Annotated in this window: 24 protein-coding genes and 2 tRNA genes; 17 read left to right on the top strand and 9 right to left on the bottom strand. The window is 69.1% G+C overall.

The annotated features are described in order from the left end of the window. Positions 1 to 28 precede the first annotated feature (28 nt). Positions 29 to 1,537 (top strand): UbiA family prenyltransferase, encoded by a 1,509-nt coding sequence (locus ASG52_RS19645; RefSeq protein WP_056246924.1) that lies wholly within the window; start codon positions 29 to 31, stop codon positions 1,535 to 1,537. Beyond that, positions 1,537 to 1,959, top strand: coding sequence for a GtrA family protein (locus tag ASG52_RS19640; RefSeq protein ID WP_056246922.1), 423 nt, complete (start codon positions 1,537 to 1,539; stop codon positions 1,957 to 1,959). The genes ASG52_RS19645 and ASG52_RS19640 overlap by 1 nt, the downstream gene beginning before the upstream one ends. Here ASG52_RS19640 and ASG52_RS19635 read toward each other — a convergent pair. Next, positions 1,947 to 3,176, bottom strand: a complete 1,230-nt coding sequence (locus ASG52_RS19635) for a hypothetical protein (protein WP_056246920.1) — start codon at positions 3,174 to 3,176, stop codon at positions 1,947 to 1,949. The two genes, ASG52_RS19640 and ASG52_RS19635, sit on opposite strands and share 13 nt — an antisense overlap. A 254-nt stretch (positions 3,177 to 3,430) precedes the next feature. On the opposite strand from ASG52_RS19635, the gene ASG52_RS19630 reads away from it, so the two are divergent. From ASG52_RS19630 to ASG52_RS19600, 7 genes are all read left to right on the top strand, one after another. Beyond that, positions 3,431 to 4,492 (top strand): acyl-CoA dehydrogenase family protein, encoded by a 1,062-nt coding sequence (locus ASG52_RS19630; RefSeq protein ID WP_056246918.1) that lies wholly within the window; start codon positions 3,431 to 3,433, stop codon positions 4,490 to 4,492. After that, entirely contained in the window at positions 4,489 to 5,088 is a 600-nt protein-coding gene (locus ASG52_RS19625) for a class I SAM-dependent methyltransferase (protein ID WP_056246916.1), read from the top strand. The genes ASG52_RS19630 and ASG52_RS19625 overlap by 4 nt, the downstream gene beginning before the upstream one ends. Then, positions 5,075 to 5,761: a cytochrome b/b6 domain-containing protein gene (locus tag ASG52_RS19620; RefSeq protein ID WP_056246914.1), complete on the top strand. Its 687-nt coding sequence runs from the start codon at positions 5,075 to 5,077 to the stop codon at positions 5,759 to 5,761. Before ASG52_RS19625 ends, ASG52_RS19620 begins: the two co-directional genes overlap by 14 nt. Continuing rightward, positions 5,761 to 6,504 carry a molybdopterin-dependent oxidoreductase gene (locus ASG52_RS19615; protein WP_056246912.1) on the top strand — a complete coding sequence of 248 codons (744 nt, stop codon included), beginning with the start codon at positions 5,761 to 5,763 and terminating at the stop codon, positions 6,502 to 6,504. Before ASG52_RS19620 ends, ASG52_RS19615 begins: the two co-directional genes overlap by 1 nt. Before the next feature lie 154 nt (positions 6,505 to 6,658). Further along, positions 6,659 to 6,734, top strand: a tRNA-Ala gene (locus ASG52_RS19610). A 69-nt stretch (positions 6,735 to 6,803) separates the two neighbouring features. Then, positions 6,804 to 6,879: transfer RNA gene (locus ASG52_RS19605), tRNA-Ala, on the top strand. A 125-nt stretch (positions 6,880 to 7,004) separates the two neighbouring features. Then, positions 7,005 to 7,616, top strand: a complete 612-nt coding sequence (locus ASG52_RS19600; RefSeq protein WP_056246910.1) for a hypothetical protein — start codon at positions 7,005 to 7,007, stop codon at positions 7,614 to 7,616. A gap of 130 nt (positions 7,617 to 7,746) precedes the next feature. Here the strand turns inward: ASG52_RS19600 and ASG52_RS19595 are convergent, their stop codons facing one another. Further along, positions 7,747 to 8,514 carry an SHOCT domain-containing protein gene (locus ASG52_RS19595; protein WP_056246908.1) on the bottom strand — a complete coding sequence of 256 codons (768 nt, stop codon included), beginning with the start codon at positions 8,512 to 8,514 and terminating at the stop codon, positions 7,747 to 7,749. A 214-nt stretch (positions 8,515 to 8,728) separates the two neighbouring features. Between ASG52_RS19595 and glgX the strand changes: the two genes are divergently transcribed. From glgX to ASG52_RS19580, 3 genes are all read left to right on the top strand, one after another. Then, entirely contained in the window at positions 8,729 to 10,999 is a 2,271-nt protein-coding gene (gene glgX, locus ASG52_RS19590) for a glycogen debranching protein GlgX (RefSeq protein WP_056246907.1), read from the top strand. A 119-nt stretch (positions 11,000 to 11,118) separates the two neighbouring features. Beyond that, positions 11,119 to 12,717: a hybrid sensor histidine kinase/response regulator gene (locus ASG52_RS19585; RefSeq protein WP_056246905.1), complete on the top strand. Its 1,599-nt coding sequence runs from the start codon at positions 11,119 to 11,121 to the stop codon at positions 12,715 to 12,717. Positions 12,718 to 12,742: 25 nt separating this feature from the next. Further along, positions 12,743 to 13,060 (top strand): hypothetical protein, encoded by a 318-nt coding sequence (locus ASG52_RS19580; RefSeq protein WP_056246902.1) that lies wholly within the window; start codon positions 12,743 to 12,745, stop codon positions 13,058 to 13,060. A 168-nt stretch (positions 13,061 to 13,228) separates the two neighbouring features. Here the strand turns inward: ASG52_RS19580 and ASG52_RS19575 are convergent, their stop codons facing one another. Beyond that, on the bottom strand, positions 13,229 to 14,440 hold the full coding sequence (locus tag ASG52_RS19575) for an NADP-dependent isocitrate dehydrogenase (RefSeq protein ID WP_056246901.1): 1,212 nt from the start codon (positions 14,438 to 14,440) through the stop codon (positions 13,229 to 13,231). Between the two features lie 327 nt (positions 14,441 to 14,767). Between ASG52_RS19575 and ASG52_RS19570 the strand changes: the two genes are divergently transcribed. Continuing rightward, positions 14,768 to 15,316, top strand: a complete 549-nt coding sequence (locus ASG52_RS19570) for a formaldehyde-activating enzyme (protein WP_056246899.1) — start codon at positions 14,768 to 14,770, stop codon at positions 15,314 to 15,316. A 279-nt stretch (positions 15,317 to 15,595) separates the two neighbouring features. Continuing rightward, positions 15,596 to 16,324, top strand: a complete 729-nt coding sequence (locus tag ASG52_RS19565) for an RNA methyltransferase (RefSeq protein ID WP_056246897.1) — start codon at positions 15,596 to 15,598, stop codon at positions 16,322 to 16,324. Here ASG52_RS19565 and ASG52_RS19560 read toward each other — a convergent pair. Further along, positions 16,321 to 17,334, bottom strand: a complete 1,014-nt coding sequence (locus tag ASG52_RS19560) for a zinc-dependent alcohol dehydrogenase family protein (protein ID WP_056246895.1) — start codon at positions 17,332 to 17,334, stop codon at positions 16,321 to 16,323. The two genes, ASG52_RS19565 and ASG52_RS19560, sit on opposite strands and share 4 nt — an antisense overlap. Before the next feature lie 211 nt (positions 17,335 to 17,545). On the opposite strand from ASG52_RS19560, the gene ASG52_RS19555 reads away from it, so the two are divergent. Continuing rightward, a complete protein-coding gene (locus ASG52_RS19555; RefSeq protein WP_056246892.1) occupies positions 17,546 to 18,412 on the top strand; it encodes a DUF6662 family protein in 867 nt (288 codons plus the stop codon). 181 nt (positions 18,413 to 18,593) lie between these two features. On the opposite strand, the gene ASG52_RS19550 is transcribed toward ASG52_RS19555, so the two are convergent. The 5 genes from ASG52_RS19550 to ASG52_RS19530 all read right to left on the bottom strand — a co-directional run bounded on the left by ASG52_RS19550 (position 18,594) and on the right by ASG52_RS19530 (position 23,222). Beyond that, entirely contained in the window at positions 18,594 to 19,133 is a 540-nt protein-coding gene (locus tag ASG52_RS19550) for a L,D-transpeptidase family protein (protein ID WP_056246890.1), read from the bottom strand. Between the two features lie 3 nt (positions 19,134 to 19,136). Next, positions 19,137 to 20,432, bottom strand: coding sequence for an O-acetylhomoserine aminocarboxypropyltransferase/cysteine synthase family protein (locus ASG52_RS19545; RefSeq protein WP_056246888.1), 1,296 nt, complete (start codon positions 20,430 to 20,432; stop codon positions 19,137 to 19,139). Positions 20,433 to 20,709: 277 nt separating this feature from the next. Next, the gene (locus ASG52_RS19540; RefSeq protein ID WP_056246886.1) at positions 20,710 to 21,096 is read right to left on the bottom strand and encodes a response regulator; all 387 of its coding nucleotides are present in this window, start codon (positions 21,094 to 21,096) and stop codon (positions 20,710 to 20,712) included. A gap of 115 nt (positions 21,097 to 21,211) precedes the next feature. Continuing rightward, positions 21,212 to 22,621: a heterodisulfide reductase-related iron-sulfur binding cluster gene (locus tag ASG52_RS19535; protein WP_056246883.1), complete on the bottom strand. Its 1,410-nt coding sequence runs from the start codon at positions 22,619 to 22,621 to the stop codon at positions 21,212 to 21,214. Between the two features lie 247 nt (positions 22,622 to 22,868). Beyond that, positions 22,869 to 23,222, bottom strand: coding sequence for a DUF6460 domain-containing protein (locus tag ASG52_RS19530; RefSeq protein WP_056246881.1), 354 nt, complete (start codon positions 23,220 to 23,222; stop codon positions 22,869 to 22,871). 181 nt (positions 23,223 to 23,403) lie between these two features. Between ASG52_RS19530 and ASG52_RS19525 the strand changes: the two genes are divergently transcribed. Together ASG52_RS19525 and ASG52_RS19520 are read left to right on the top strand one after the other, a co-directional pair. Beyond that, positions 23,404 to 24,354: an alpha/beta hydrolase gene (locus tag ASG52_RS19525; RefSeq protein ID WP_056246879.1), complete on the top strand. Its 951-nt coding sequence runs from the start codon at positions 23,404 to 23,406 to the stop codon at positions 24,352 to 24,354. 40 nt (positions 24,355 to 24,394) lie between these two features. After that, positions 24,395 to 26,914, top strand: coding sequence for a ligase-associated DNA damage response DEXH box helicase (locus ASG52_RS19520; RefSeq protein WP_056246877.1), 2,520 nt, complete (start codon positions 24,395 to 24,397; stop codon positions 26,912 to 26,914). The last annotated feature ends 24 nt before the right edge of the window (positions 26,915 to 26,938 follow it).

The raw sequence follows: 26,938 nt of genomic DNA, 5'->3' as shown, positions 1-26,938 counted from the left end.
CCGGCGCCGATCCAGACAGGCGGGCAGCATGGCGGTCGCGAGCGTTAGACGGGCGGAGAGGCCCACCCCCATTCTCGGCCGGCGGCCGGTGCCGCTGGTGATCGACCTCGACGGCACGCTGCTGCGGACCGACCTGTTGCTTGAGGGCGCGGTCTCGCTGCTGCGGCAGAACCTGCTGATGCTGTTCGCGATGCTGCTGTGGCTGCCGCGGGGACGGGCGTATTTCAAGCGCAAGGTCGCCGAGCGGGCCGTGCTCGACATCGCGACGATGCCGGCCAACGCCGCGCTCCTGGCCCATATCGAGGCCGAGCGGGCGCAGGGCCGCGAGATCGTGCTCGCCACCGCCGCCGACGAGCTGATGGCGCTGAAAGTCATGCAGGCCTTCCCGGTGTTCGACCGGGTGGTGGCGAGCGACGGGGTAAAAAACCTCAAGGGCGCGGCCAAGGCGGCGCAACTCGCGACCCTCTATCCGCAGGGCTTCGACTATGCGGGCAACGCTGCGGCGGACCTTCCCGTCTGGGCGCGCGCGCAAAACATCATCGTGGTCGAGGCGCCGCGCGGCGTCGCACGGGCGGCCCGCGCGCTCGGCAAGCCGGTGCAGGAATTTCCGGCGGCCTCGCGGCTGCGCGCCCTGGCGAAGGGCCTGCGGCTGCACCAATGGGCTAAGAACGGCCTCGTCTTCCTGCCGCTCCTGATCGGCGGGAAAGCCGGCGAACCGGCGGCCTGGGGGCTCGCCGCGGCGGCCTTCCTGGCGCTCGGCCTCGTAGCCTCGGCGAGCTACCTCCTCAACGACCTGCTCGACCTGCCGCACGACCGCGCCCACTGGTCGAAGCGCGAGCGCCCGCTGGCGAGCGGGCGGCTGCCGCTGCCGGCCGGCATCGCGGCCACGATCCTCGGCCTCGCGGGCGGCCTCGCGGTGGCCCTGGCGGCGGGGCCGGCGGTGCTCGTCGGCGTCCTCGCCTATCTCGCGCTGACGCTGACCTACTCGGCCTGGCTCAAGCGGGTGCCGATGCTCGATGCGCTGACGCTCGGCAGCCTGTTCACGCTGCGCATTGCGGTGGGCGTCGCGGCGGTCTCGGTCGCGTGGTCGCCCTGGCTGCTGACCTTCTCGATGTTCCTGTTCACCTCGCTCTCCTTCGCCAAGCGCCACACCGAATTGCGGGGCGCGGCCAAGCGCGGGCGCTCGGGTAAGCTGTCGGGGCGGGGCTACCAGAGCGCCGACGAGCCGGTGGTGCTCGCCTTCGGCATCGCGGCGGGGCTCGCCAGCGTCGTCATCTTCATCCTCTACCTCGCCAACGAAGCGTTCCGCCACGCGGTTCTGGCGGCGCCGCTGGCGCTGTGGGTGTTTCCGATGGTGCTGGTGCTGTTCATGGGCCGGGTCTGGCTGCTGGCGGGCCGCGACGAACTGCACGACGATCCCGTCGCCTTCGCGGTGAAGGACCGGCCGAGCCTCGCGCTGGCCGGAATCGCCGGCCTCGCCTTCGGCATCGCTGCCTTCGGCCTGCCGCAGGGGTTCTTGGCCGGATGGGGGCTGTGATGCGAGCAGCAGATAGTGAAGTCATCCGCTTCCTGATCGCGGGCGGCTCGGCGGCGGCGATCAACTGGGGCGCCCGCATCCTGCTCTCGCTGGCGCTCCCGTTCGAGGCGGCGCTGATCGTCGCCTACGCCGTCGGCATGGCCGCGGGCTTCTGGCTCTACCGCCGCTTCGTCTTCCGCGGCGCGGGCGCCGGCTCAGTGCGCGGGCAGCTTCCGCTGTTCCTGGCGGTCAACATGGTCGGAATGGGGGTGGTGCTCGCCGTGAGCGCGGGCTTCGTCGCCGCGCTCGGGGTGCTTCTGCCGGGATTGTCGCTCCCGGTGGCCGAGGCGCTCAGTCACGGCGTCGGCATCGCGGTCGGCGCGGTCGCCAACTATTTCGGCCACCGCCTGCTGACGTTCTCCGCCCAGCCTCAGACTCTGTAAACCGCGAGCACGACGAGCGTCGCGAGGTTGGCCACCACGCCCCAGGTGACGAGGAGCGGCAAAGCCGCGAAGGCCGGCGGTCGCTCGCCCCGTGCCATCAGCACGATCAGGATCGGCAGCCAATCGAGGGTGTAGCGCTGGGTCGCGATCTGCGCCGCGCCGTTCGAGTGGTAGAATAAAGTGATGCCGGCGATGATCGCGATCACCGCAGCACCCGCCGCGAACACCCGGTCGAGCCGCGCGTAGAACGCCAACAGCACCCACGGGCTCGCGACGAGCAGCGCAGTGCCGGCCATGTCGAAGCCGCTGAGCGTGGTGAGCCCCGGTCCGCCGAACTCGAAATGCAGGCCCTGCAGGAACAGGTAGAGGGTGTTGAACAAGAGGTAGTCGCGCGAGAACAGGCCGGTCTCGCGGATGCGGTGCCAGATGAAGCTCGTCTGATCCGGGTTGTGGATGAAGCCGTAACCGGTCTCGGTCGGGCTGCCGAAGCGGGCGTAATTGTAGGCGAAATAGACCGCGAGCGCCGCCGCCACCGGGATGCCGGCGAGCAGCACCGGTTTCACCGCGCCGCGCAGGGTTTCAAGCAAAGGCCGCTCCCGCGGCAGGCAGAGGAACAGCAGGAACAACGGATAAAAGATCGCCATCTGCCGGCACAGGAAGGCGAGGCCGACGAACAGGCCCGCGAGCGGCAGCGAGGCCCGGCAGATCGCCGCCCACAGGCTCAAGCTGATCATCAGGAAGCCGACGGCTTGCGCGAAGAACCACACGCCGTCGGCCCGCTGCGTGACTTGGTAGAGCGGGCTGGCGAAGGCGAGGGCCGCCAGCAGCCACATCGCGTCTACCCGCGCGACGCCGAGCACCCGCAGGATCGCCCGCCACGCGAGGAGGCTCACGGCGCTCAGCGCGAGGCCGAGGAAGACGAAGCCCTTGAAGCCGGGGAACCCGAACAAAGCCACGAACGGCATCGCCACGATGGCCGGCAGCGGCGGGAAGATGACGTAGGTGCGGCCTTCAAACAGCGCGCAGTCGATCTCCGGGCAATTCTCGATCCAGAGCCGCCCGTGCAGGAAGGCGTCGGCCAGCGCCCCGTGCGAGTTGAGCCCGGCATCCTTAAGCCCGCCGCGCAGCATGAGCAGGGCGAGGAGCGCCGCACCCGCGAGCGCCGTCACCCCGGTCAGCACCCGGTCGCGCCGGGCCTCGAATCCATCACCCGCCATCGCCGTCGGCCGCCCCTCGCTCGCGAATCGCGGGCGGCAGCTTTCAGGATGAACGGTTAAGACCTGATTCACCCTGCCGGAATCGCGACTCGGAGCGGTTTCGGGCGGAATTTCCGTGCAAGACGCCGATCTTCACGTCGGTTTGGTTGAACACGCGGCTCGGACACGCGTTTCCCCGACCTGCGGACGGCCGCCTTTGAGCCGGCCCGCCACGCGCGAGTCCCCTCTTGTCCGCCCCAACACCCCTTCATCTCGTGCCGTCCCCGTCCGAGGCCGCGAGCGACGACGCCTTTCCTCTCGTCGCGATCGAGCGGCTGCGCCGGACCGGCCGGCTTTCGGCGCCGCTGCCCATGGCGCTCGGCGGCGAGGGCTTGTGCGAACCCGAACAGATCGGCGCCCTGCGTCGTCTCCTCACCGACATGGGGCGCGACAGTCTGCCCGTGGGCCGGCTCTACGAGGGCCACGTCAACGCGCTCGCTCTGGTGCTGCGCTACGCCGATGCCGAGACCCGCGCGGTGCTCGCCCGCGATGCCCTCGACGGTCACCTGTTCAGCGTGTGGAACACCGAGCCGAAGGGGAACGGCTTGGCGCTCGATGCGGTCGGCCGGCTCTTCGGTGCCAAGAGTTTTGCCTCGGGCGCGGGCTTCGTGACCCGGCCCCTCGTCACCGCGCGGATGCCCGACGGGCGCAGCCGGATGCTGGTGATGCGGCTCAAGGCAGGCGAGCGGGCCGATCTCAGCGAATGGCGCGTCCACGGCATGCGTTCGACCGCGACCGGCACCGTCGATTTCTCCGGCCTGACGCTGAACGACGGGGCCGTGATCGGCGCACCCGACGACTACTTCCGCCAGCCGTTCTTCTTCGCCGGCGCGTGGCGCTTCCTCGCGGTGCAGCTCGGCGGAATGGAAGCCGTGGTCGAGACGTTTCGCACCCACATGCGGACGACGGGCCGCGGCGGCGATCCGCACCAGCAGGCCCGGTTCGGGCGCAGTCTGATCGCCCTCGAATCCTGCCGCCTCCTCGTTGCGCAGGCCGCTGAGATTGCCGCCGCCGAGGCTTTGGCGCCGGAGCGGGTCATAGCCTGCGTCAACCTCGCCCGCGCCGCAGTCGATCAGGCCGGGCTCGACGTGCTGACGCTCGCCCAGCGCTCGGTCGGCCTCGCGGGCTTCCTCGACGATCATCCGCTGGAAGCGCAGATGCGCGATCTCGCAACCTACCTGCGCCAGCCAGCGCCGGATTTTGCGCTCACCGGCATGGCCGCCCACGTGCTGGAGGCGGAGACGCCCCTGCACGAACTCTGGGAAGTTCAGTCATGAACGACCGCCACGCCCACACCCTGCCGGCGCGCTACTTCGTCGATCTCTACGCCTCGAACCCCGATCCGTGGCGCTTCACGTCGAGCGATTACGAGCGAGAGAAGTATGCCGCGACGCTGCACTCCCTTCCGCAGGCGCGCTACGCCCGCGCGCTGGAAGTCGGCTGCTCCATCGGCGTGTTCACCCGCGAACTCGGGGAGCGCTGCGCCGACCTCGTCGCGCTCGACATCGCACCTTCAGCGATCGAGGCGGCCCGCGCGCGCTGCGTCGACCGTCCGCAGATCGATTTCGTCGTCGGCGCCGTGCCGGAGGTCTGGCCGGAAGGTCACTTCGACCTCATCGTCCTGTCGGAAGTGCTCTATTTCCTCGACCGCGACGACCTCGTCCGCCTCGTGAAGCGGGTCGAGCGCAGCCTGATGCCAGGGGGCGATTGCGTGCTGGTGCACTGGACCGGCGAGACCGACTATCCCCTTGCCGGCGACGAGGCCGTGGAGGGTTTCGTCAGTGGTGCCTCATCCTTTTGTCGCCCGCTCGCGCAGTGGCGCCACGAGCAATACCGGCTCGACGTGCTCCGGTCGGGCCATGAGGCCGGCTGAGCCTTTTCGCCATCCGCTCTGGGTGCGCCTGACCCACTGGATCGGCGCGGGCGCCTTCATGACGCTCGCGGTCAGCGGCTTCGCGATCCTGCTGGCGCTGCCGCGGCTGTTCTGGGGCGAGACCGGCTCCAACGATTCCCCCGCCTGGATCGTCCTGCCGCTTCCGGTCAATCTTGAACAGACCGGCTGGGGCCGCAACCTCCACTTCATCTCGGCCTGGGTCTTCGTGCTGAGCGGCGCGCTCTACGGGCTCGCTGCCCTCGTCACCGGCCATCTCTTCCGCCGTCTCGCGCCGGACCGCGACCAGCTCCGCCCCGGCAGCCTCGTCAGCGAAGTCCGCGACCATCTCCACATCCGCCCGCCCGAGCCGGTCTCGGGCGGGGAGCGCTACAACGCCCTGCAAAAGCTCGCCTATCTCGCCGTGCTGCTGGTGCTGGCGCCGGTGATGCTGTTGTCCGGCCTCACCATGTCCCCCGGCGTCACGGCGGCCTACCCCGAGCTGTTCACGCTGTTCGGCGGGCGCCAATCGGCCCGCACGATCCATTTCCTCGCGGCCTTCGGGCTCGTGGCCTTCCTGCTGGTTCATCTCTGGCAGGTCGCCGCCAACCGCCCGCTGCGGCTGCTGCGGGGCATGATCACCGGCCGCCCCGGCGGTAAGGCGGAGGGGGCGTGATGGTCGAGATTTCTCGGCGCGGCCTGTTGCTCGGCTCCTCGGCGCTCGGCCTCGCGCCCTGGCTCGGCGGGTGCGAACTGATCGAGGGCGGCCCGAGCCGGCCCGGCCTGTACGGACTGAGCGATACCCTGACGCTGGCCACCCAACGCTTCCTTTTGCGCGACCAGCCGCTCGCCCGCGAATTCCCGGCGGACGCGATCTCCAAGGTCTTCCCGACAATCAACACCACCGATCCGGACAACCCGGATTACCGTCGGTCGAAAGCGCAGGGATTTTCCGATTGGCGCCTGCCGGTGAGCGGCCTCGTCGAGCGCCCGACCGCGTTCTCCCTCACGGAACTCAAGGCGATGCCGGCGCGCACGCAGGTGACGCTGCATTCCTGCGAGCAGGGCTGGTCGGCCATCGGCGGCTGGACCGGCGTGCCGCTGTCCCACGTGCTGGCCAGCTGCGGCCTCAAGCCGGAGGCCCGCTTCATCGTGATCCGCTCGGTCGACGGCTGGTGGGACAGCTACGACCTGTTCGACGCTCTCCACCCGCAGACGATCCTGGCCTACGGCATGAACGGAGGCGACCTGCCCGTCGCCCACGGCGCGCCCGTGCGGCTGCGGGTCGAGCGGCAGCTCGGCTACAAGTCGCTCAAATACCTCGCGAGCATCGAGGCGACCGACCGCGTCTCCGGCCTCAGCCAAGGCCGCGGCAGCATGGTCTCCGAACTCGGCTTCTCGTGGTACGCCGGCATCTGAGAGCGGCCTTTGGGAGGCGGCAAAAAAGCGGGCGCTCGGGGCCGGAGGGGCTTGAGTCCGCTCCGGCCTGCGCTTATAGAACCGCTCGTCGGCGGCGGGCACCACCCGCGGTCAAGACGTCGCCGAAACCTCCAGCGGTTCGGCGAGAGAGGTTGGGGCCTTAGCTCAGCTGGGAGAGCGCTTCCATGGCATGGAAGAGGTCATCGGTTCGATCCCGTTAGGCTCCACCATTCCTCTACACTGGGTACGTTGACGACAAGACCTTGCCGAGACCTCCAGGGGTCATGGCGAGATGGTGCGGGGCCTTAGCTCAGCTGGGAGAGCGCTTCCATGGCATGGAAGAGGTCATCGGTTCGATCCCGTTAGGCTCCACCAAACTTTTGGTCCGCAGACAGCCGCCTCCGGGCGGCTTCTTCGTTTGCGGCTCTCCCCTGCACCAACCATGATGGACCTTTGCCAGCCGGCGATCTATGCGCTGCACCATGGATGCGGCGGCCAGGATGCTGATGGCGGGACTCGCGACGGCCGGTGCGCTCTCGTTGCCGGCCGAGGCGCAGTCGCAGCAAATCCGACGAGAGGCGCAGGATGAGGCCGGGACGCGCGCGGTGATCGAGACCCTCAGCGCCCGCCTTCTGGCCGCGCCGAGCGCCACTGCCGTGCTGGAGGCGTGGTGCGCCGAGCGCGGGCTCTCCGCCGATCCCCGCCTCGTCGCCGTGCGCGTGCCGGGCATCGACAAGGCGCCGAGCCCGCTCCAGCGCGAGCGTCTGGCGGTCGGGCCGGACGAGACCGTGCGCTACCGCCGGGTCCGGCTTACCTGCGGCGCCCACGTCCTGTCGGAGGCCGACAACTGGTACGTGCCCGGACGGCTGACCCCTGAGATGAACGCGGCGCTCGACGGCACGCAGGTGCCGTTCGGCGCGGTGGTGCGCCCGTTGAAGCCCAGCCGCCGCAACCTCTCCCTGCGCATGCTGTGGCGCCCTGAGGACGGTGCGGTCCCCGGCCCCGACGCGCCGCTGTTTTCGGTCGAGGCGGTGCTCTCCACCGGCGGCGTGCCGTTCTGCGAGGTGGCCGAGACCTATACGGGTGCCGTGCTGGCCCGTGGTGACCGCTGAGGGCGGGCGTCTCAGCAGCCGCTCATCCGAGCGTCCCATCCCCATCCATCCCCCCTCATCCTGAGGTGCCGCGCAGCGGCCTTGAAGGAGGGTCTGGATTGGAGAATCGCCATTCGAGGCGCACAGGCGCTCAGAGCCGCGCCAGCAACTCGGTCTTCTTCTGCGCGAACTCGGCCTCGGTGAGCACGCCCTTGCGATGCAGCTCGGCCAACCGTTCGAGGATGGACAGGATATCGTCGGCTCCGGTCATCGGCGACGCAGGCTTGGCCGGAGCCGGCGTTTCCTGGCGTGGTGCGGGGGACGATTCGGGCTTGGGGGGCGGCTCGGCCTTCGGCGCCGCCTTGGAGCCCTCGGCCTCTTTCGGTTCGGCTTCGACCGGCGTCAGGTCGCTCAGCGCAAAACTGCCGGCCGGGCCGCTGAACCGGAACGACCCCGTACCGCTCTGCTGCTGCGAGACGCCGGTCAGCTCGCGGTCGCCGAGATCGTAGAGCCTGATCCGTCCGCCGGTCTCGACGGCGAGCCGCCGGCTCGTCGGGAAGAAAGCGTAGCGCGTCCCGTCCTGCGCGCCGACGCTGGAGGGCACGCCGAGCCCCTCCGGCCACCAATTGCCTGCGCCGGGCAAGCCGTGCGTCTCCGGCGGCGGCAGGGTGGCGGCGAGTTCGGTGCAGAGGGCATCGACCCGCGCCTTGAGGGCGTGGTCGTTCATCCGCCCCACCATGATCATGCCGCCGCGCGACCACTGGCCGAGGCCGCCGAGGTCCGGATGGTCGAACTGCGCCATGTTGCCGTGGCCGGCCTCCAGCGCCCGCGCGAGATGCTGCACCACATCGACGCTGACCCCGTGCCGTTCGGCGACCGCCGCAAGGTTCGCCCGCCGCTCGGCCGTGTCTTCGCTCATGTCCGACCGCTCCTGTCGTCTTTCCCGGCGGGAAACGCCTTCGCTCCTGCCGAGTTTCGTGTCCGGGTCACAGGCAAGCGTTGCCACATCCGCCCACCCACGGAAATAATTGCTGCGATGCGGCTTCCGCCGGGAGCTTCACCGTTGCGTGAACGTTCACAGACGCGACGGGGCCACCGCGGGGGGGCCCGCCACGCTGACAATTGGAATGACGATGGCCGATCAGGACAGGATTGTGGGCTCGAAGCCGCGCGTCGCGCGCTCGCGCATCCGCGAGGGCTCGCCCCATCCCCGCGGGGCCACCTGGGATGGGCGCGGCGTCAACTTCGCGCTGTTCTCGGCGCACGCCACGAAGGTCGAGCTGTGCCTGTTCGACGACGCGGGCGAGAAGGAGATCGAGCGGATCGAGCTGCCCGAATACACCGACGAGGTCTGGCACGGTTACCTGCCCGATGCCCGCCCCGGCACGATCTACGGCTATCGCGTCTACGGCCCCTACGAGCCCGAGGCCGGCCACCGCTTCAATCACAACAAGCTTCTGATCGACCCCTACGCCAAGGGCCTCGTCGGCACGATCCAGTGGAACCCGGCGCTCTTCGGCTACAAGATGGAGACCGGCGACGACCTCACCTTCGACGAGCGCGACTCCGCCCCCTACACCCGCCGCTCGCGCGTGATCGACCCCGCCTTCACCTGGGGCCGGGACGAGAAGCCCCGCGTGCCGTGGGAGCGCACGATCGTTTACGAGACCCACGTGAAGGGCTTCACCAAGCTGCATCCGGCGGTGCCGGAAAAGCTGCGCGGTACCTATGCGGGCCTCGGCAACCCGGCGGTGCTCGACTACATCAAGAGCCTCGGCATCACCTCGGTCGAGTTGCTGCCGGTGCATTCCTTCGTGCAGGACGACTACCTGCAGCAGAAGGGCCTCATCAACTATTGGGGCTACAACACCATCTCGTTCTTCACGCCGGCCCGGCGCTACGCCGCGGTGCCGGACTTCGCCTTCTCCGAGTTCAAGGAGATGGTCGCGCGCATGCACGGCGCCGGCCTCGAGGTGATCTTGGACGTGGTCTACAACCACACCGCCGAGGGCAACGAGAAGGGCCCGACGCTGTCGTTCAAGGGCGTCGACAACGCCTCCTATTACCGGCTGCTGCCGAACCAGCCGCGCTACTACATCAACGATACGGGCACGGGTAACACCTTCAACCTGTCGCATCCCCGCGTGCTGCAGCTCGTCACAGACTCGTTGCGCTACTGGGCGACCGAGATGCGAGTCGACGGCTTCCGCTTCGATCTCGCGACGATCCTCGGCCGCGAGCCCTACGGGTTCGACGAGGGCGGCGGCTTCCTCGACACCTGCCGCCAGGATCCCGTGCTCAACGACGTGAAGCTCATCGCCGAGCCGTGGGATTGCGGCCCCGGCGGCTATCAGGTCGGCGGCTTCCCCCCCGGCTGGGCCGAGTGGAACGACCGCTTCCGCGACGACGTGCGCGGCTACTGGAAGGGCGACGGCGGCCTGCTGCCGGGGCTCGCCTCGCGCATCACCGCGTCGGCCGACAAGTTCAACAAGCGCGGTCGCCGGCCTTGGGCGTCCGTCAACTTCATCACCGCGCATGACGGCTTCACGTTGAACGATACGGTCTCGTACAACGAGAAGCACAATATGGCCAACGGCGAGGACAATCGCGACGGCCACGGCCACAACCTGTCCTACAATTACGGCGTCGAGGGCCCGACCGACGATCCGGCGATCCGCTCGGTGCGCCTGCGCCAGATGCGCAACCTATTGGCCACCCTGTTCCTGTCCAAGGGCACGCCGATGCTGCTGGCCGGCGACGAGTTCGCCCGCACGCAGAACGGCAACAACAACGCTTATTGCCAGGACAACGAGGTGAGCTGGGTCGATTGGGGCGCCATCGGCGAGGAGGAGCGGGATCTCGCCGAGTTCACCCAGCGCCTGATCCTGCTGCGCAACGCCCTGCCGATGCTCTCGCGCGGTCGCTTCGTGACGGGCGCCTACGACGAGGAGTTCGGAGTCAAGGACGTGACGTGGCTGACGCCCGCCGGCACCGAGATGGCGCCGGAGAACTGGAACGACGGCAATTCCCGCTCGCTCGCGGTGCTGCTCGACGGGCGCGCCCAACCCTCGGGCATCCACCGCCGCGGCGAGGATGCGACGCTGCTCCTGTTCTACAACGCCTATCACGACGTCGTCGGCTTCACCTTCCCGGACACGCCCGGCGGCACCGCCTGGACGCGGCTGCTCGACACCAACCTGCCCGACGACCAGGAGGTCGAGAGCTTCAAGGTGGGCGAGAGCTACGCGGTCACCGGCCGCTCGATGCTGATGTTCGTTCTGAAACCCGACGAGAGCCCGGACGGCGAACACAGCGCCACCGAACGCTCGTACCAGTACGTCATGCAGGCCTTCGAGCGGGCGAACGTCGAGAGCGTCCGCTTCGGCATCGACACGGAGGAATGAGAGCGGCACGGCGGGCGGGGGGGACTCATCATCCTGCGCCCGCCGTGTCATGAGACGCGCAAGAGGGCTGTCGGCGGCGTCCGTCCGCCGGCCGCCCCGTGCCGGAGGGCGGCTTGTCGATGACCGATATTCCCGAAAAGCCGTCCCACAATGTCCATCCGCGGGTCGAGGCGGGGCTGGCCGGCCACGAGTTCGAATCGGGCAGCGGCATCTTCTTCGCGGCCGTCGAGATGACGCGCATGCCGATGACGGTGGTCGATCCGAACCTCCCCGACCAGCCGATCGTCTTCGTCAACCAAGCCTTCCTGACGATGACGGGCTACGACAAGGACGAGGTCGTCGGCCGCAATTGCCGCTTCCTTCAGGGTCCGGACACCGACCCGCAGGCCAAGGCCACTTTACGCGCGGCGATCGCGCGGGAAGAGGACATCGCGATCGAGCTGATCAACCACCGCAAGGACGGTTCGGCCTTCTGGAACGCCCTGTTCGTCAGTCCGGTCTACAACGCGGCCGGCGACCTCATGTACTTCTTCGGCTCGCAGCTCGACATCACCCGCCGCAAGCAGGCCGAGGAATCGCTGAGCCACGCCCAGAAGATGGAGGCGCTCGGCCAGCTCACCGGCGGCATCGCCCACGACTTCAACAACCTGCTCCAGGTCATCCTCGGCTACGCCGATTCGCTGGCGACCAATCTGGATCGCCCGGATGCCGACCGCGCCCGGATGGGCCGGGCCGTCGGCAACATCCGCGACGCCGCCGAGCGCGCCTCGACGCTGACGGCACAGCTCCTCTCCTTCGCCCGCAAGCAGCGGCTGGAGGGGCGCACGCTGAGCCTGAACGTCCTCGTGGAGGAGATGCGCCAGCTCGCCGGGCGCACGCTCGGCGAGACGATCACCATCGAGACCGACCTCGCCCCTGGCCTGTGGTCGTGCCGGATCGACCCGACCCAGGCCGAGGTCGCGCTCCTCAACATCCTCATCAACGCTCGCGACGCCATGCCGGAGGGCGGGCGCGTCACCGTCGCGACCCGCAACCGCGAACCGGGTTCCTCCGGTGGATCGCGCTGCGTCGCCGTGGAGGTGACGGATACCGGCTCGGGCATCCCCTCCGACGTGCTCGCCCGGGTGATGGACCCGTTCTTCACCACCAAGGAGGAGGGCAAGGGCACGGGGCTGGGCCTCTCCATGGTCTATGGCTTCGCCAAGCAGTCCGGCGGCACCGTGCAGATCGAATCGGTGATGGGGGAGGGGACCACGGTGCGCCTGCTCTTCCCGGCGAGCGACGAGGCCGGCGCCGAGGCGTCGTCCGGCTCCGGCTCGTCGGTGTCGCGCGAGCCGCAGCGGGGCAGCGAGACCGTCCTCGTCGTGGACGACCGGGCGGAGGTGGCCGAACTCGCCCGCGCGATCCTGCGGGATTACGGCTACGGCACGCTGCTCGCCCGCCACGGCCGCGAGGCGCTGGAGATCCTCGACGACCATCCCGAGATCGACATCCTGTTCTCCGACCTGATCATGCCCGGCATGGACGGCCTCAGCCTCGCCCGCGAGGCGCGCCGCCGCCGCCCCTCGCTCAAGGTCCTGCTCACCACCGGCTACGCGGAGGCCTCGCTGGAGCGAACCGGATTGCCGCGTCCGGAGTTCGAGATTCTGAACAAGCCCTACCGCCGGGCCGACCTGATCCGGCGGGTGCGGGCGGTCCTCGACGCGCCGGGAGCTTGAGCGGCGCCGATCACGGATGAGTCGGATGGCCCGCGGCGACAAGTCGAAATACACGGACAAGCAGGTCCGCAAGGCCGAGCACATCGCCGAATCCTACGAGGCCCGCGGCGTGCCGGAACCAGAAGCGGAAGCCCGCGCCTGGGCCACAGTCAACAAGGACGACGGCGGCGGCAAGAAGCCTGGCGGCTCCGGCCGGGGCAAGGCGACCGGCCATCCCGCGGCCCACAAGGGCGGCCGGACCGGCGGCACGGCCTCCACCTCGCGCACGCCCGAACAGCGCTCGGCCTCGGCGAAGAAAGCGGCCGAGACGCGCAAGCGCAACGCGGCGAAGACGGCAGGCTGAATGCGCCGTCGCAAAACCCTCCCCCCACTGCGGGGGAGGGTGGCCCTCGCGTCAGAGAGGGGCGGGAGAGGGAAGCGACGCTTCCGGACGATACCGAGCCGGCCCCTCACCCGCCCGCTTCGCGGGCACCCGCTCCCGCAGAGGGGAGAGGGTGCCCACCAGCAGCGCTTACGCCATCGCGGCCTTCAGGTTCTCATCGACCTTGTCGAGGAAGCCGTCGGTGGTGAGCCACTTCTGGTCCGGGCCGACGAGCAGCGCCAGATCCTTCGTCATGTGGCCGGCCTCGACGGTGTCTACACAGACCTTCTCCAGGGTCGCGGAGAACTTCGCCAGATCGCCGTTGTCGTCGAGCTTGGCCCGGTGCGACAGGCCGCGGGTCCAGGCGAAGATCGAGGCGATCGAGTTGGTCGAGGTCGCCTTGCCCTTCTGGTGCTCGCGGTAGTGGCGCGTCACCGTGCCGTGGGCGGCCTCGGCCTCCACGGTCTGGCCGTCCGGCGTCATCAGCACCGAGGTCATCAGGCCGAGCGAGCCGAAGCCCTGCGCCGCCGTGTCCGACTGCACGTCGCCGTCATAGTTCTTGCACGCCCAGACGTAGCCGCCCGACCACTTCAGGCACGAGGCCACCATATCGTCGATCAGGCGGTGCTCGTAGACGAGCCCGAGCGACTGGAACTTCGACTTGAACTCCTCGTCGAACACCTTCTGGAACAGATCCTTGAAGCGCCCGTCGTAGACCTTGAGGATGGTGTTCTTTGTGGACAGGTAGACCGGGTACTTGCGCGCGAGGCCGTAGTTGAACGACGCGCGGGCGAAGTCGATGATCGACTGGTCGAGGTTGTACATCGACATCGCGACGCCGGCGTCCGGGAACTTGAACACCTCCTTCTCGATGACGGTGCCGTCGTCGCCCTCGAACTTGATCGTCAGCCGGCCCTTGCCCGGCACCTTGAAGTCGGTGGCGCGGTACTGGTCGCCGTAGGCGTGGCGGCCGATGACGAAGGGCTGGGTCCAGCCGGGCACGAGGCGCGGCACGTTCGAGCAGATGATTGGCTCGCGGAAGATCACGCCGCCGAGGATGTTGCGGATCGTGCCGTTGGGCGAGCGCCACATCTCACGCAGCTTGAACTCCTCGACGCGGGCCTCGTCCGGCGTGATCGTGGCGCATTTCACGCCGACGCCGTGGCGCTTGATCGCCTCCGCCGCATCGACCGTGACCTTGTCGCCGGTCGCGTCGCGGTGCTCGACGCCGAGATCGTAATAATCGAGATCGAGATCGAGGTAGGGGTGGATGAGCTTGTTCTTGATCTCCGCCCAGATGATCCGGGTCATCTCGTCGCCGTCGAGCTCGACGACCGGATTGGCCACCTTGATCTTCGCCATGTCGGTCCCTCAGTGATCCGGTGCCGCGCGCTCGGCCGGTTGCCGTCCCGCACGTGTCCCGAAACCGCGTCGCCGCCCCTATAACGCAGCGCACCAACACGACAAAGCCGGGCTGCGGGCGCCTGTTTCGGACGCGCGATTCTGTCACCGCCCCGCTTGGCCGGCGACAGAGCCCGCGCAGGCGAGAACCGCGCCAGTTCGGGTGGGACGGGTCAAACGGGTGTCGCTCCCGGACAAGCGCATGGGGCCGCATCGCCTTACCCGGCCTGGACAAACCGGCCCGGCGCTGCGACGAACCGCGCCGGATCAAGACCTTAAGGAGACACCATGAGCGACCGCATCATCCTGCGCGCCGGCGAAGCCCTCGTCGCGGGCGGCCCGCCCAACACCGCCGCCGAGCCCGAGGTCATCATCGGCGAGCTCGACGGGCCGGTCGGCACCGCGCTCGCCACGCTTACCGGCGATCAGGTGGTCGGCCATTCCCGCGTGTTCGCGCTCCTGAACACCGACATCATGGTCCGCCCGGTGACGCTGTGCGTCTCCAAGGTGAGCGTGACCGAGAACAAGTACACCTCGATCCTGATGGGCACGGTGCAGTACGCCATCGCCAACGGCGTGCTCGACGCCGTGCGCGCCGGCTACATCCCCAAGGAGAAGGCCAACGACCTCGGCATCATCTGCTCGGTCTGGCTCAGCCCCGGCATCATCCAGGACCAGAACATCGACCACAAGGCGCTGTTCGACATCCAGCGCCGGGGCATGACCGAGGCGATCCGCAAGGCCATGACCAACGAGCCGTCGATCGACTGGCTTCTGGAGAACCAGGACAAGATCGTCCACAAGTATTACCAGATGGGCCTCGACGGGAAGATCTGATTTTTTTGGGAGTTTGCGCCGCCGGCTTCGCTGGCGGCGCGCTGCCTTCGATACACGCCATCATTCCGGGGCCGCGCAGCGGAACCCGGAATCCACTCGCGTTGCGCCGCTGTACCAACTGATGCGGCCAGTCATGGATTCCGGGTTCGCCTTCGGCGCCTCGGAATGACGACCGTCGTATCGAAGACATTCCGTGACGGCACCGACTGCATGGCCCTCGCCGCGGATTGATGACATCACGCGCGCATCGCCTCCGAACCCGACGCGCCAACGATCCCCATGACCGCCCCCATCGTCATCCTGGTCGAGCCGCAACTGGCCGAGAACATCGGCATGACCGCCCGCGCCATGGCGAATTTCGGGCTGTCCGAGTTGCGGTTGGTCGCGCCCAAAAACGGCTGGCCGAAGAAGGGCGTGCGCGAGGCGGCCTCGGGCGCCACGCACGTGCTCGATGGCGCAAAAGTCTACGCCACGCTCCCCGAGGCGATTGCCGACCTGCACGCCCTGTTCGCCACCACGGCGCGCGAGCGCGGGCAGATGAAGCGCGTCTTCGCGCCCGAGCCCGCCATGGCCGAGGTCGCCGGACGGATCGGGCAAGGTGAACGGATCGGGCTGATGTTCGGGCGCGAGCGGGTCGGGCTCACGAACGACGAGGTGTCGCTGGCCGACGCCATCGTGACCTTTCCGGTGACGGAGGAGTTCCCCTCGCTCAACCTCGCCCAGGCCGTGCTGCTGATGGGCTACGAGTGGCGCCGCTCCGCAGGCCTCGCCACCCTGCGGTTCTCCGGCGAGATGCTGTCGCCCCCCGCGACGCGGGAGGCGTTGCTGTCGCTGTTCGCCAGCCTGGAGGCGACGCTGGGGTGGGCCGGGTTCTACCCGCCGGAAAAGCGCGAGATCATCGCCCGCAACATGCGCGACATGCTTCACCGCATGAGCCTGACCGAGCAGGACGTACGCACGTTCCGCGGGGCCCTGCGTGCGCTGAAACCCCGCGGCGAGACGGATTAGTCGATCCGGATCACGATCTTGCCGACATGGCTGGCCTCGGCGAGCGCCGCTAGAGCGGCGGGCGCCTCCTCGAAGGCGAAGGACGTATCGATCACCGGCTTGATCCCGTGCAGCGCGATCACCCGGTTCATGGCCTCGAACATCTCCCGCGAGCCGACCGCGACGCCACGCACGAGGCAGCTCGCGCCCAGAATCGCCAACGGGTCGATCGCCTCGCCCTCCGCCAACAGGCCGATCAGCCCGATATGGCCGCCGGGGCGGGTCGAGGCGATGGAGCGCGGCAGCGTGCCGGTGCCGCCGACCTCCACCACATGATCGACGCCCGCGCCGTCGGTCAGGCGGCGCACCTCGCGCTCCCATTCGGGATGGCTGCGGTAGTTGACGGTCTCGTGGGCGCCGAGCGCCATCGCCCGCTCCAGCTTGGCGTCGCTTGATGAGGTCGCGATCACCCGCGCGCCTGCGGCCCGCGCGAGCTGGATCGCGAACACCGAGACGCCGCCGGTGCCGAGCGCAAGCACGGTCTCCCCGGCCTTGAGCGGCTTGCAGCCGTACAACGCGTTCCAGGCGGTCACGGCAGCGCAGGGTAGGGTGGCGCCCTCCTCGAAGCTCAAGTGGTCGGGCAGGCGCACGAGGCCGTCGGCGTCGAACACCCCATACTCGGCCAGGACGCCGTCGATCGCGCCGCCGAGCGCCGTGTGCCACATGTCCTCGACCTGCGCGCCGCCGAGCCAGCTCTGCGAGAAGATGCCGGCGACCCGCTCGCCGCCCTGGAACCGACGCACGCCCTCACCGACGGCGACGACCTCGCCGGCCCCGTCCGAGACCGGGATCAGCCGGTCGAGGTTGACCGCGAACGGATAGCGGTTCTGGGCGATCAGAAGGTCTCGGTAGTTGAGCGCGGCGGCGCGCATCCGCACCAGCACCCGCCCGCGCCCCGGCTCGGGCTTTTCGCGCTCGGTGAGGCTCCAGCTGTCGAGCCCCTTGGCGGCGGACATCTCGTAGGCGCGCATCGAGCGTTCTCCGTAGTTGCGTCGCGTCCGCATATGGGGAGAGGCCGCCCCAAAGCGACCTTTTACGCGCTGGTCTCGGCTAACGGGCCCGATTCTCATCCCTTGCCCGGCGTCGCCAGGGGTAAGGGACAGCCAGGATCAGCCTTGACTGTACGTTTGCGCTCAATCTATTAGGTATAGCATCATGCATATTGATCGATGAGAGCCTGCCGTGAAGCGCCTCCTCCCCTGGTTCGCAACGACGCTCGCGGCCTTGCTGCTCGCCGCCACGGCCCTAGCATCGGACCATGGCATCGACACCGAGCACCTGTTCGGCTTCACCGAAGGCTCGGACATCGGCGCGCCGCCGGAGAAGGAGTTGGAATCCGAGACCACGGCCCGGCTGGGCAAGCGCGGCGGCGCGTTCCGCGCGGTCGATTCCGCCCTGGTGCTGAAGGTGCCGCTGAGCGACCGCTTCCGCCTCGCGCCCGGCCTCGCCTTCGCGGGCTACACCATGCGCAACGTGCCGGGCCTCGACGACCGCGAGGTGGCGGCGCTGGCCGGCGGCTTCGTCGAGACGCGGGCGCGGATCTTAACCCGTGACGAGGCGCCGTTCGGGCTGACCCTAAACACGGTCATCGGCGCGAGCCGCCTCGACGCGGCGACGGGGCTCGGCGCCCGCGGCCTCTCGGTCGAGGCCGGCCTGCTGATGGACCGGGAGATCGTGCCGGGCGAAGTCGTGGCCGGGCTCAACGTGGTCTACGCGCTCGGCCGCTCACGGCTCGACGGGATCGCGGGCGACCAGCAAGCGTCGAACCTCGAAGTCTCGGGCGCCGTAGCCAAGCGCTTCGGGCCAGGCCTCTTCCTCGGCCTGGAGGCCCGGTATCTCCGCGCCTATTCCGGCCTGGGTCTCGACCGCTTCGCCGGGCAGGCGGTGTATCTCGGGCCGACCTTCTACAAGGAGCTGACCGAGGAGACCTGGGTGTCGTTCACTTGGGGGACGCAAGTGGGGGGCAGCGAGGCGCGAACGGGCGAGGACCGCGACCTGACGAACTTCGACCGGCATCAGGTGCGGCTACGGATCGGCACGCATTTCTGAGAGCCGGTGACGGGCTCATCCGACCCAACCCCCTCATCCTGGGCCGCCGCATCAGCGGCCTCGAAGGAGGGCTTCAGCGTATCGCGCGATCCCTGGAGCTCCACCTTCGAGGCTCCGCTTCGCTGCGCACCTCAGGAAGGGGGGATGAGTGAGAGGCGCCGGGCTAAGGGGCCCGAACGCTTCATGGCCTGATCTCGATCGGCGTCCCGGCATCCACCCGCGCATAAATTTCTCGCATCTCGGCGTTGGTCACGCCGACGCAGCCCTGCGTCCAATCCATCATCCGGTGCAGCCGGCCGGCCCAGGAGAAGCCGTTCATCAGGCCGTGGATCATGATGTCGCCGCCCGGCGGCTCGCCGCGGGCCTGCGCCGCCGCCGCGTCGGCGGGGGAGGGGTAGGAGACCTTGAGCGAGAGGTGGGCGACGCTCCGCGGGTTGCGATACGCGATCGCGTAGGTGCCTTCCGGCGTGCGCCCGTCCCCCTCGCGGGTCTTGTGGCCCTCGGGCGTGAAGCCGAGCGAGACCGGATAGGTGGCGAGCACGGTCTCGCCGCGCAGGAGCGTCAGGCGGCGGGCCGCCTTTTCCACGAGGATGCGGTCGGCCCGCTCGGGCTCCGGCACCAGCGGCGGCTCGGTGCGGCCGATCTGAAGATAGTCGGCGGCCACGACGCCGCCCGCGCCGAGCCCGAGGAGGGCGAGAACGGCGAGGAGGCGTCGGCGCATGGCTCAGGCGACCTTGGCCAGCGCCTGCTCGATGTCGGCGATCAGATCCTCGGGGTCTTCGAGACCGATCGACAGGCGCACCGTCTCCGGGCCGACGCAAGCCGCCGCGCGCTCCTCGGGGCGCAGCTGGCGATGGGTGGTTGTGGCCGGGTGGATCGCCAGCGTCTTGATCTCGCCGATGTTGACGAGGTGCGAGACCAGTTCGAGCGCGGCGATGAACTTCAGCGCCGCCGGCTCGCCGCCCTTGAGCGCGAAGGTGAAGATCGAGCCCGGCCCCTGCGGGCAGTAGCGGTTGGCGAGCGCCTCGCCGGGCTGACCCGGCAGGGCCGGGTAGCTCACCCATTCCACCGCGGAATGATCGTGGAGATAGGCGGCGATCTGTTTCGCGTTGGCGCAGTGGCGCGCCATGCGCAGCGGCAAGGTCTCGATGCCGGTGAGCGTCAGGAACGCGTTCATCGGCGACAGGCCGGGGCCGAGATCGCGCAGGCCGAACAACCGGCAGGCGACCCCGAAGGAGATGTCCGGAAAGCGCTCGCTGACGATCAGGCCGTCGTAGTCGGGCCAGGGATCGTTGATTAGGTTGTAGCGCGAGCCCTTCGAGGCCCAATCGAAGGTGCCGGCGTCGCAGATCATGCCGCCGATCACCTGCCCCGAGCCGCCCAGGAACTTCGAGGTCGAGTGGACGACGATGTCGGCGCCGTACTCGATCGGGCGGATGAGGGCCGGCGAGGCCAGCGTGTTGTCGATGACGAGCGGCAGGCCGTGCTTCTTCGCGACCGCCGCGATCCCCTCGATGTCCATCACGGTGGCGCAGGGATTGACGATCGACTCGCAGATGATCGCCTTCGTGTCCGGCGTGATCGCGGCCTCGAACGCCTCGGGCGTCAGGTCGGCGGCGAAGTGCGGGGTGAGGTCGTAGCGGCCCTCAAGTCGGCGCATCAGGCCGAGCGAGCCGCCGAACAGGCGCGGCGAGGCGACGTAGGCGTCGCCCGACTGCATCAGCGTCATCATCACGAGGAGCACGGCCGACTGGCCGGACGAGACCGCCACCGCGGCTTTCGCACCCTCCAGCGCGGCGACCCGGCGCTCCAAAGCGGCGACCGTGGGGTTCGAGCCGCGGGAATAGGAGAAGCCGGTCTTACGCATGGCGAAGATGTCGGCGGCCTGCTCCGTCGAATCGAACACGAAGCCGTTGGTGAAGTAGATCGGCTGCGCCCGCGCGCCCGTGGCGGGATCGGGGGCGGCCCCGGCATGGACCGCCTGCGTGGCGAAACGGTAGGACTTGGGCTCCGGGCTCATGGTTCGACCTGACAATCGCGGTGTGGCCGGTCTTCTGCCGTGAAACGCGGTTCGGTGAAACCCCGGTGGTGCGGAGGCAGGGCTGCGGCGATAGCCGTCGCCGCGGGTCTATGTGCCCTTCGATTCACCGCAACGTCATTCCGGGGCGCCGCAGGCGAACCCGGAATCCACGACTGGCCGCGACGGTTCGACTGCGGCCGGGCACCGCGCATCACGGGTGGATTCCGGGTTCCGCTGCGCGGCCCCGGAATGACGGTGATTTGTATCCGTCAGAAAATCAGGCTGCGCGTTTGAGGCAGGCCTTCAGCGTCCGCACCAGCATGTGCGGCGCGTAGGGCTTGGGAATGAACCGCGCACCGTCCGGCATGTCGCCGGGGCCGGGCGTGCCCATGCCGGAGACGATCAGAACCGGAATCTCCGGCCAGCGATGGGCGACGACGCGGGCCAGGGCGAAGCCGTCCATCGAGCCCATCGGCATGTCGACGTCGGTCATCAGGATCTCGACGTCCGGCCGGTCCTTGAGGACGGCCAGCGCCTTGTCGGCGTGGGGCGCCTCCAACACGTCGAAGCCGGCCTCGGCGAGCGTGTCCGAGGCCTCCATCAGCAACAGGCCATCGTCTTCGACGAGGAGGACGACGGGGAGCGCTGCGGATTCTTCTGTCATCAGGGACGCAAACGATTCCGGACCGGGGGAGGTTGCGGCCTAATTCGCACCTGCAGCGAGGTCAAGGAAACCCTGCCCGCCATCCCTGAGTGAATGCGCCGCGCCGCGCGCCGCCTCAGGCGTGCACGGCCAAGGGCTTAGGCGTGGAAACGCCGGCCGGCCGCACCCGGTCGAGCGCCTCGGGGCGGGGGCCGCCGGTCGCCCAATCGAGCAGTTCCACGGTGTGGACGATCGGGATGTCCGTGCCCTTCCCGATCTGCGTGGCGCAGCCGATGTTGCCGGTGGCGATCAGATCGGGCTGCATCCGCTCGATGTTGGCAACCTTGCGCTCACGCAGGCGCCCGGCGATCTCGGGCTGGAGGATGTTGTAGGTGCCCGCCGAGCCGCAGCAGATGTGCCCCTCTGGCACGTCCTTCACGGTGAAGCCGGCCTTCTTGAGCAGCGTCTTCGGCTCGGTGCGGATGGCCTGCCCGTGCTGCATCGAGCAGGCGGAGTGGTAGGCCACCACGAGGTCGGTGTCCTCCACCGGCGGCAGCAGGCCGATCTCGGCCATGTACTCGGTCACGTCCCGGGCGATCGACGACACCCGCTTCGCCTTTTCGGCATAGGCCGGGTCGTCGCGGAACATGAAGCCGTAATCCTTGATCGTCGTGCCGCAGCCCGAGGCCGTCACGATGATCGCGTCGAGGCCGTCTCGATCAATCTCGGCGATCCAGGCGTCGATGGTGCGCTTGGCGAAGGCGTGGGAAGAGTGCTCCTTGCCCATGTGGTGGGTCAGCGCTCCGCAGCAGCTCTCGCCCTTGGGCTGCACCACCTCGACGCCGTGGCGGTTGAGCAGGCGGATCGCCGCCTCGTTGAAGTCCGGCCGCAGCACGCTCTGCGCACAGCCGCGCAGCAGCGCGACCCGGCCGCGGCGTTTTCCGGGGCCGGCATCGCGGCCGGTCTGGAACAGGTCGCTGACCTCCTGCGCCGAGGTGTCGGCGGGGAACACGCCCGGCCGGTCGAAGGGGTTGCGGTTGGGCAGCTCGGCCGGAGCGAGGTCGAGCATCGCCGCGAGCCGGTTGCCGACGCGCGGCACCTTGGCGACCAGCGGACGCAAAGGGGCGCCGATCTTGGCGCCCAGCAGCGCAAGGCGGAAGCGGTTCGGGTAGGGCAGCACGAAGGCCAGCACTGCGCGCAGAAGCCGGTCGCTGAGCGGGCGCTTGTAGGTTTTTTCGATGTGGGTGCGGGCGTGATCGACGAGGTGCATGTAATGCACGCCCGACGGGCAGGTCGTCATGCAGGACAGGCACGACAGGCAGCGGTCGACATGCTTGACTACCTCGCGGGTCGCCGCCTTGCCGCCCTCCAGCATGTCCTTGATCAGGTAGATTCGTCCGCGCGGGGAATCGAGTTCGTCGCCCAGCAGCAGGTAGGTCGGGCAGGTCGCGGTGCAGAAGCCGCAATGCACGCAGGTGCGCAGGATCTTTTCCGAGGCCGCCATGGCGGGATCGGCGAGCTGCTCGGGGGAGAAGCTGGTCTGCACGGCGCGTCCTCGGTCTGATTTTTCTTTGAGGCTGGCGGCTAGTTAGGGCGTCGTTCTTAGAACCGTACCAGATCGCGTTGCAATCGGTTCCGCGTCGCAGGCCAAGCCACACCCTTGGCCATACCCTCCGGCGTCATTCCGGGGCCGCGCAGCGGAACCCGGAATCCACCCATGATGCGTCGCGGCCAGTCGTGGATTCCGGGTTCGCCTACGGCGATCCGGAATGACGGTGAGAGAGGAGAAAAACTCAGCGCTCGCGCGAGGTCGAGAGCAGCCGGGCGATGAGCCAGATCGGCACCACCACCGCGGCGCCCGCCAGCACCCAGCGTCCGAAATCGTGGAAGGTGTCGAAGCCGAGATCGATGAGTTGCCGCACAAGGTCGTAGCCCTGCCAGAACAGCAGGCCCGGCGTCAGCCCGAGCATCGCCATCACGGCACCGACCAGCACCGACAGGAACAAGAGCTTGACCGCCACCGCCATCGGCGAGCCGCCGAGGAAGCGGTTGAGGGCCGAGCGGTGGCGCGGGGCGCCGTAGCGCGGGTCGGCGTAGCCGCTAGGTCCCGGGGGCAGGCCGCGCCGCGTGTCGTGATCGCCGATCATGCCGTTCCGGTCCTTACATCCCACCCGCCGGCCCGTCGCAGCGTTGCTCTGCCGCCACAGCCGTGTGAAACCGCGCGCCCCGATCCGTCGTTGGATGCATTCGCGGCTCCCGCCAGATGGCACCGAGGCGCGTTCCGCTCAAGATGGCGGGCTGCTTCTGACGTAAACCCGAGAAAGGCCCATGATCGACCACGCCCTGTTCGACCCGGCGACGATCGATCCGGAGACCAAGGCGCTCAACGCCGAGATCGTGGCCGCCCATGCCGCGCAGCCCGACCCGTGGTCGCTGCCGATCGCCGACGTGCGCGCCCGCCGCCGCCAGGGCACCCAGGCCTCGCCGGCCATGCCGCGCAGCGCCCGTGCCGAGACCCTGACCATCGACGGGCCCGGCGGCCCGCTGGCGCTGCGCGTCATCCGGCCGAAGGGGAAGGCGCGCGGCGCCTATCTCCATATCCACCGCGGCGGCTGGGTCTGGGGCGCGGCCGACGAGCAGGACCCGTGGCTGGAGCGCATCGCCGACGCCTGCGGCTTCGTCTGCCTCTCGGTCGAGTACCGGCTGGCGCCCGAGCATCCCTATCCGGCCGCTTTGGAGGATTGCGAGGCTGCCGCCGTCTGGCTCGCCGGCCCCGGCCGGGCCGAACTCGGCGTCACCGCGCTGACCATCGGCGGGGAATCGGTCGGCGCGCATCTGGCCGTCATGGTGCTCCTGCGCCTGCGCGACCGGCACGGGCTCACCCGCGCCTTCCGCGGCGCCAACCTCAATGCCGGCTTCTACGATCTCGGCCTGACCCCGAGCGTGCGGCTGTGGGGCGAGGAACGCCTCGTCATCAACGGCACCGACCTCAAGCGCTTCGCCGACGATTACGTCCGCGACGGCATCGACCGGCGCCGGCCCGACGTGTCCCCGCTCTACGCCGAGCTGAAGGGCCTGCCGCCCGCTCTCTTCACCGTGGGCACCGCCGACCCGCTCCTCGACGACACGCTCTACATGTCGGCCCGCTGGGCGGCGGCCGGCAACGGCGGGCACACCGCGGTCTATGCCGGAGGGTGCCACGTCTTCGTGCGCTATCCGGGCCAACTCACCGAGCGGGCGTTGGAGCTGATCGACCGGTTCCTGATGGCGCTGGCGTGACGCGGGTGACGGGCTGGTCACGGCGCCTTACCTGAGCGGCGTGCCCCCTTCCGATCTCCCGCCGCACTTTTCCGCATGGTTCACCGAGCGCGGCTGGCAGCCGCGCCCGCACCAGCTTGAACTTCTGGGCAAGGTGCGGGCCGGGCGCTCGGCGCTGCTCGTTGCGCCGACAGGCGCCGGCAAGACGCTGGCGGGCTTCATGCCGAGTCTCGTCGAGCTGTCCGAGAAGGGCTCAGGCAAGCGCGGGCTGCACACGCTCTACGTCTCGCCGCTCAAGGCGCTCGCCGTCGACATCGCCCGCAACCTCGACGCGCCGATTGCCGGGATGAGCTTGCCCGTGACGGTCGAGACCCGCACCGGCGACACCCCCGCCCACAAGCGCACCCGCCAGATCGCCCGCCCGCCGGATATCCTGCTGACCACGCCAGAGCAGCTTTCGCTGTTGCTGGCGCATCGCGAGGCGGAGGCGTTTTTTGCCGGCTTGCGGACGGTGGTGCTCGATGAGCTGCACGCGCTCGTCACCTCGAAGCGGGGTGATCTGCTGGCGCTGGCGCTGGCCCGGCTTCGGCGGCTGGCGCCGGGGCTGCGGGCGATCGGGTTGTCGGCGACGGTCCGGGAGCCGGACGAACTGCGGAAGTACTTGGTGGCACAGACCACCAACCCTCCCCCCGCAGAGGGGGGAGGGGAGGCGTCGGTGCTCATGGCCGACCTCGTCGTCGCCACCGGCGGCGCCAAGGCCGACCTGCATATGCTCGACATCGGCCGCACGCTTCCGCTCGCCGGCCACACCGCCAAGCACGCCATGCCGGCGATCTACGACCTGATCCGCTCGCACCGCACGGTGCTGGTCTTCGTCAACACGCGGCTCCAGGCCGAATACACCTTTCAGGAACTCTGGCACCTCAACGACGACACGCTGCCGATCGCCCTCCATCACGGTTCGCTGGACGCCTCGCAGCGTCGCCGGGTCGAGGCCGCGATGGCGGCGGGGCAGTTGCGGGCGATCGTCTGCACCGCGACGCTCGATCTCGGCATCGATTGGGGCGATGTCGATCTCGTGGTCAATGTCGGCGCGCCGAAGGGGGCGAGCCGGATCATGCAGCGGATCGGCCGGGCCAACCACCGCATGGACGAGCCGTCCAAGGCCTATCTGGTGCCGGGCAACCGCTTCGAGATGCTGGAATGCCGCGCCGCCCTCGACGCCGTCGAGGAGGCCGCGCAGGACACGCCCGACGCGCGGCTCGGCGCCCCCGACGTACTGGCCCAGCACGTGCTCGGCATGGCCTGCGCCGACGCCTTCGCCCCCCTCGACCTCTACGACGAGATCGTCTCCGCAGCCCCCTACGCCAGCCTGACTTGGGAGGATTTCGAGGCGGTGGTCGATTACGTGGCGACCGGCGGCTACGCGCTGCGCGCCTACGAGCGCTTCGCCAAGATCCTCAAGGGGCCCGACGGGAAGTGGCGGGTGCGGGATGCGCGGGTGGCGCAGCAATACCGCATGAATGTCGGCACCATCGTCGAATCGACCCACGTCAAGGTCCGGCTCGCCCGCCACCTGCGCGGCAAGCCGGGGACTGTTCTGCCGAAGACCGGCAAGGTGCTCGGCGAGATCGAGGAGGATTTTTGCGAGACACTGACGCCAGGTGACACCTTCCTGTTCGCGGGCGAGGTGTTGCGCTTCGAGGGGCTGGCCGAGGACGAGTGCATGGCCACCCGCGCCGGCCCCGGCACCGATCCGGCGATACCGTCTTACGCCGGCTCGAAATTCCCGCTCTCGACCTTCCTGGCCGCGCGGGTGCGGGCGATCATCGCCGACCCGTTCGAGTGGGACCGGCTGCCGCCGCAGCTTGCGACCTACCTCGCGCAGCAGCGCCGCCACTCGGTGCTGCCGGGCGAGCGCGACTTGCTGGTCGAGACCTATCCGCGCTCGGGCCGCTTCTACCTCACCGCCTTCCCGTTCGAGGGCCGGCTTGCCCACCAGACGCTCGGCATGCTGCTGACCCGCCGGCTGGAGCGCGCCCGCCTGCGTCCCCTCGGGTTCGCCGCCAACGATTACGGTATCGCGATCTGGATGACGAAGGACGTGAGCGAGCGCATCGCCCTCTCGCCGGGTTTCATGGAAGCCCTGTTCGACGAGGACATGCTCGGCGACGATCTCGAAGCGTGGCTCGACGAGTCCGCCATGATGAAGCGTACCTTCCGCCAATGCGCAGTGATCGCCGGGCTGATCGAGCGGCGGTTTCCGGGCCAGAAGAAGACCGGCCGGCAGGTCACGATCTCGACCGACCTGATCTACGACGTGCTGCGCCGCCACCAGCCCGACCACCTGCTCCTGCGTGCCGCGCGGCAGGATGCGGCAACCGGACTCCTCGACGTGACCCGCCTCGGCATGATGCTGAGGCGCATCCGGGGGCGAATCATTCACCGATCCCTCGACCGGGTGTCGCCGCTCTCCGTCTCCGTGATGCTCGAAATCGGGCGCGAGCGGGTCTACGGGGAGGGGGCCGACGACATCTTGGCCGAGGCCGAAGCCGCTTTGCTCGAAGAAGCGCTCGGCTGAGGCTCGCCCCTCCAGACACGTTTG

Source organism: Methylobacterium sp. Leaf456, from assembly GCF_001425465.1.
Taxonomy (GTDB): domain Bacteria; phylum Pseudomonadota; class Alphaproteobacteria; order Rhizobiales; family Beijerinckiaceae; genus Methylobacterium.
This window is presented reverse-complemented; position numbering and strand designations above follow the sequence as displayed.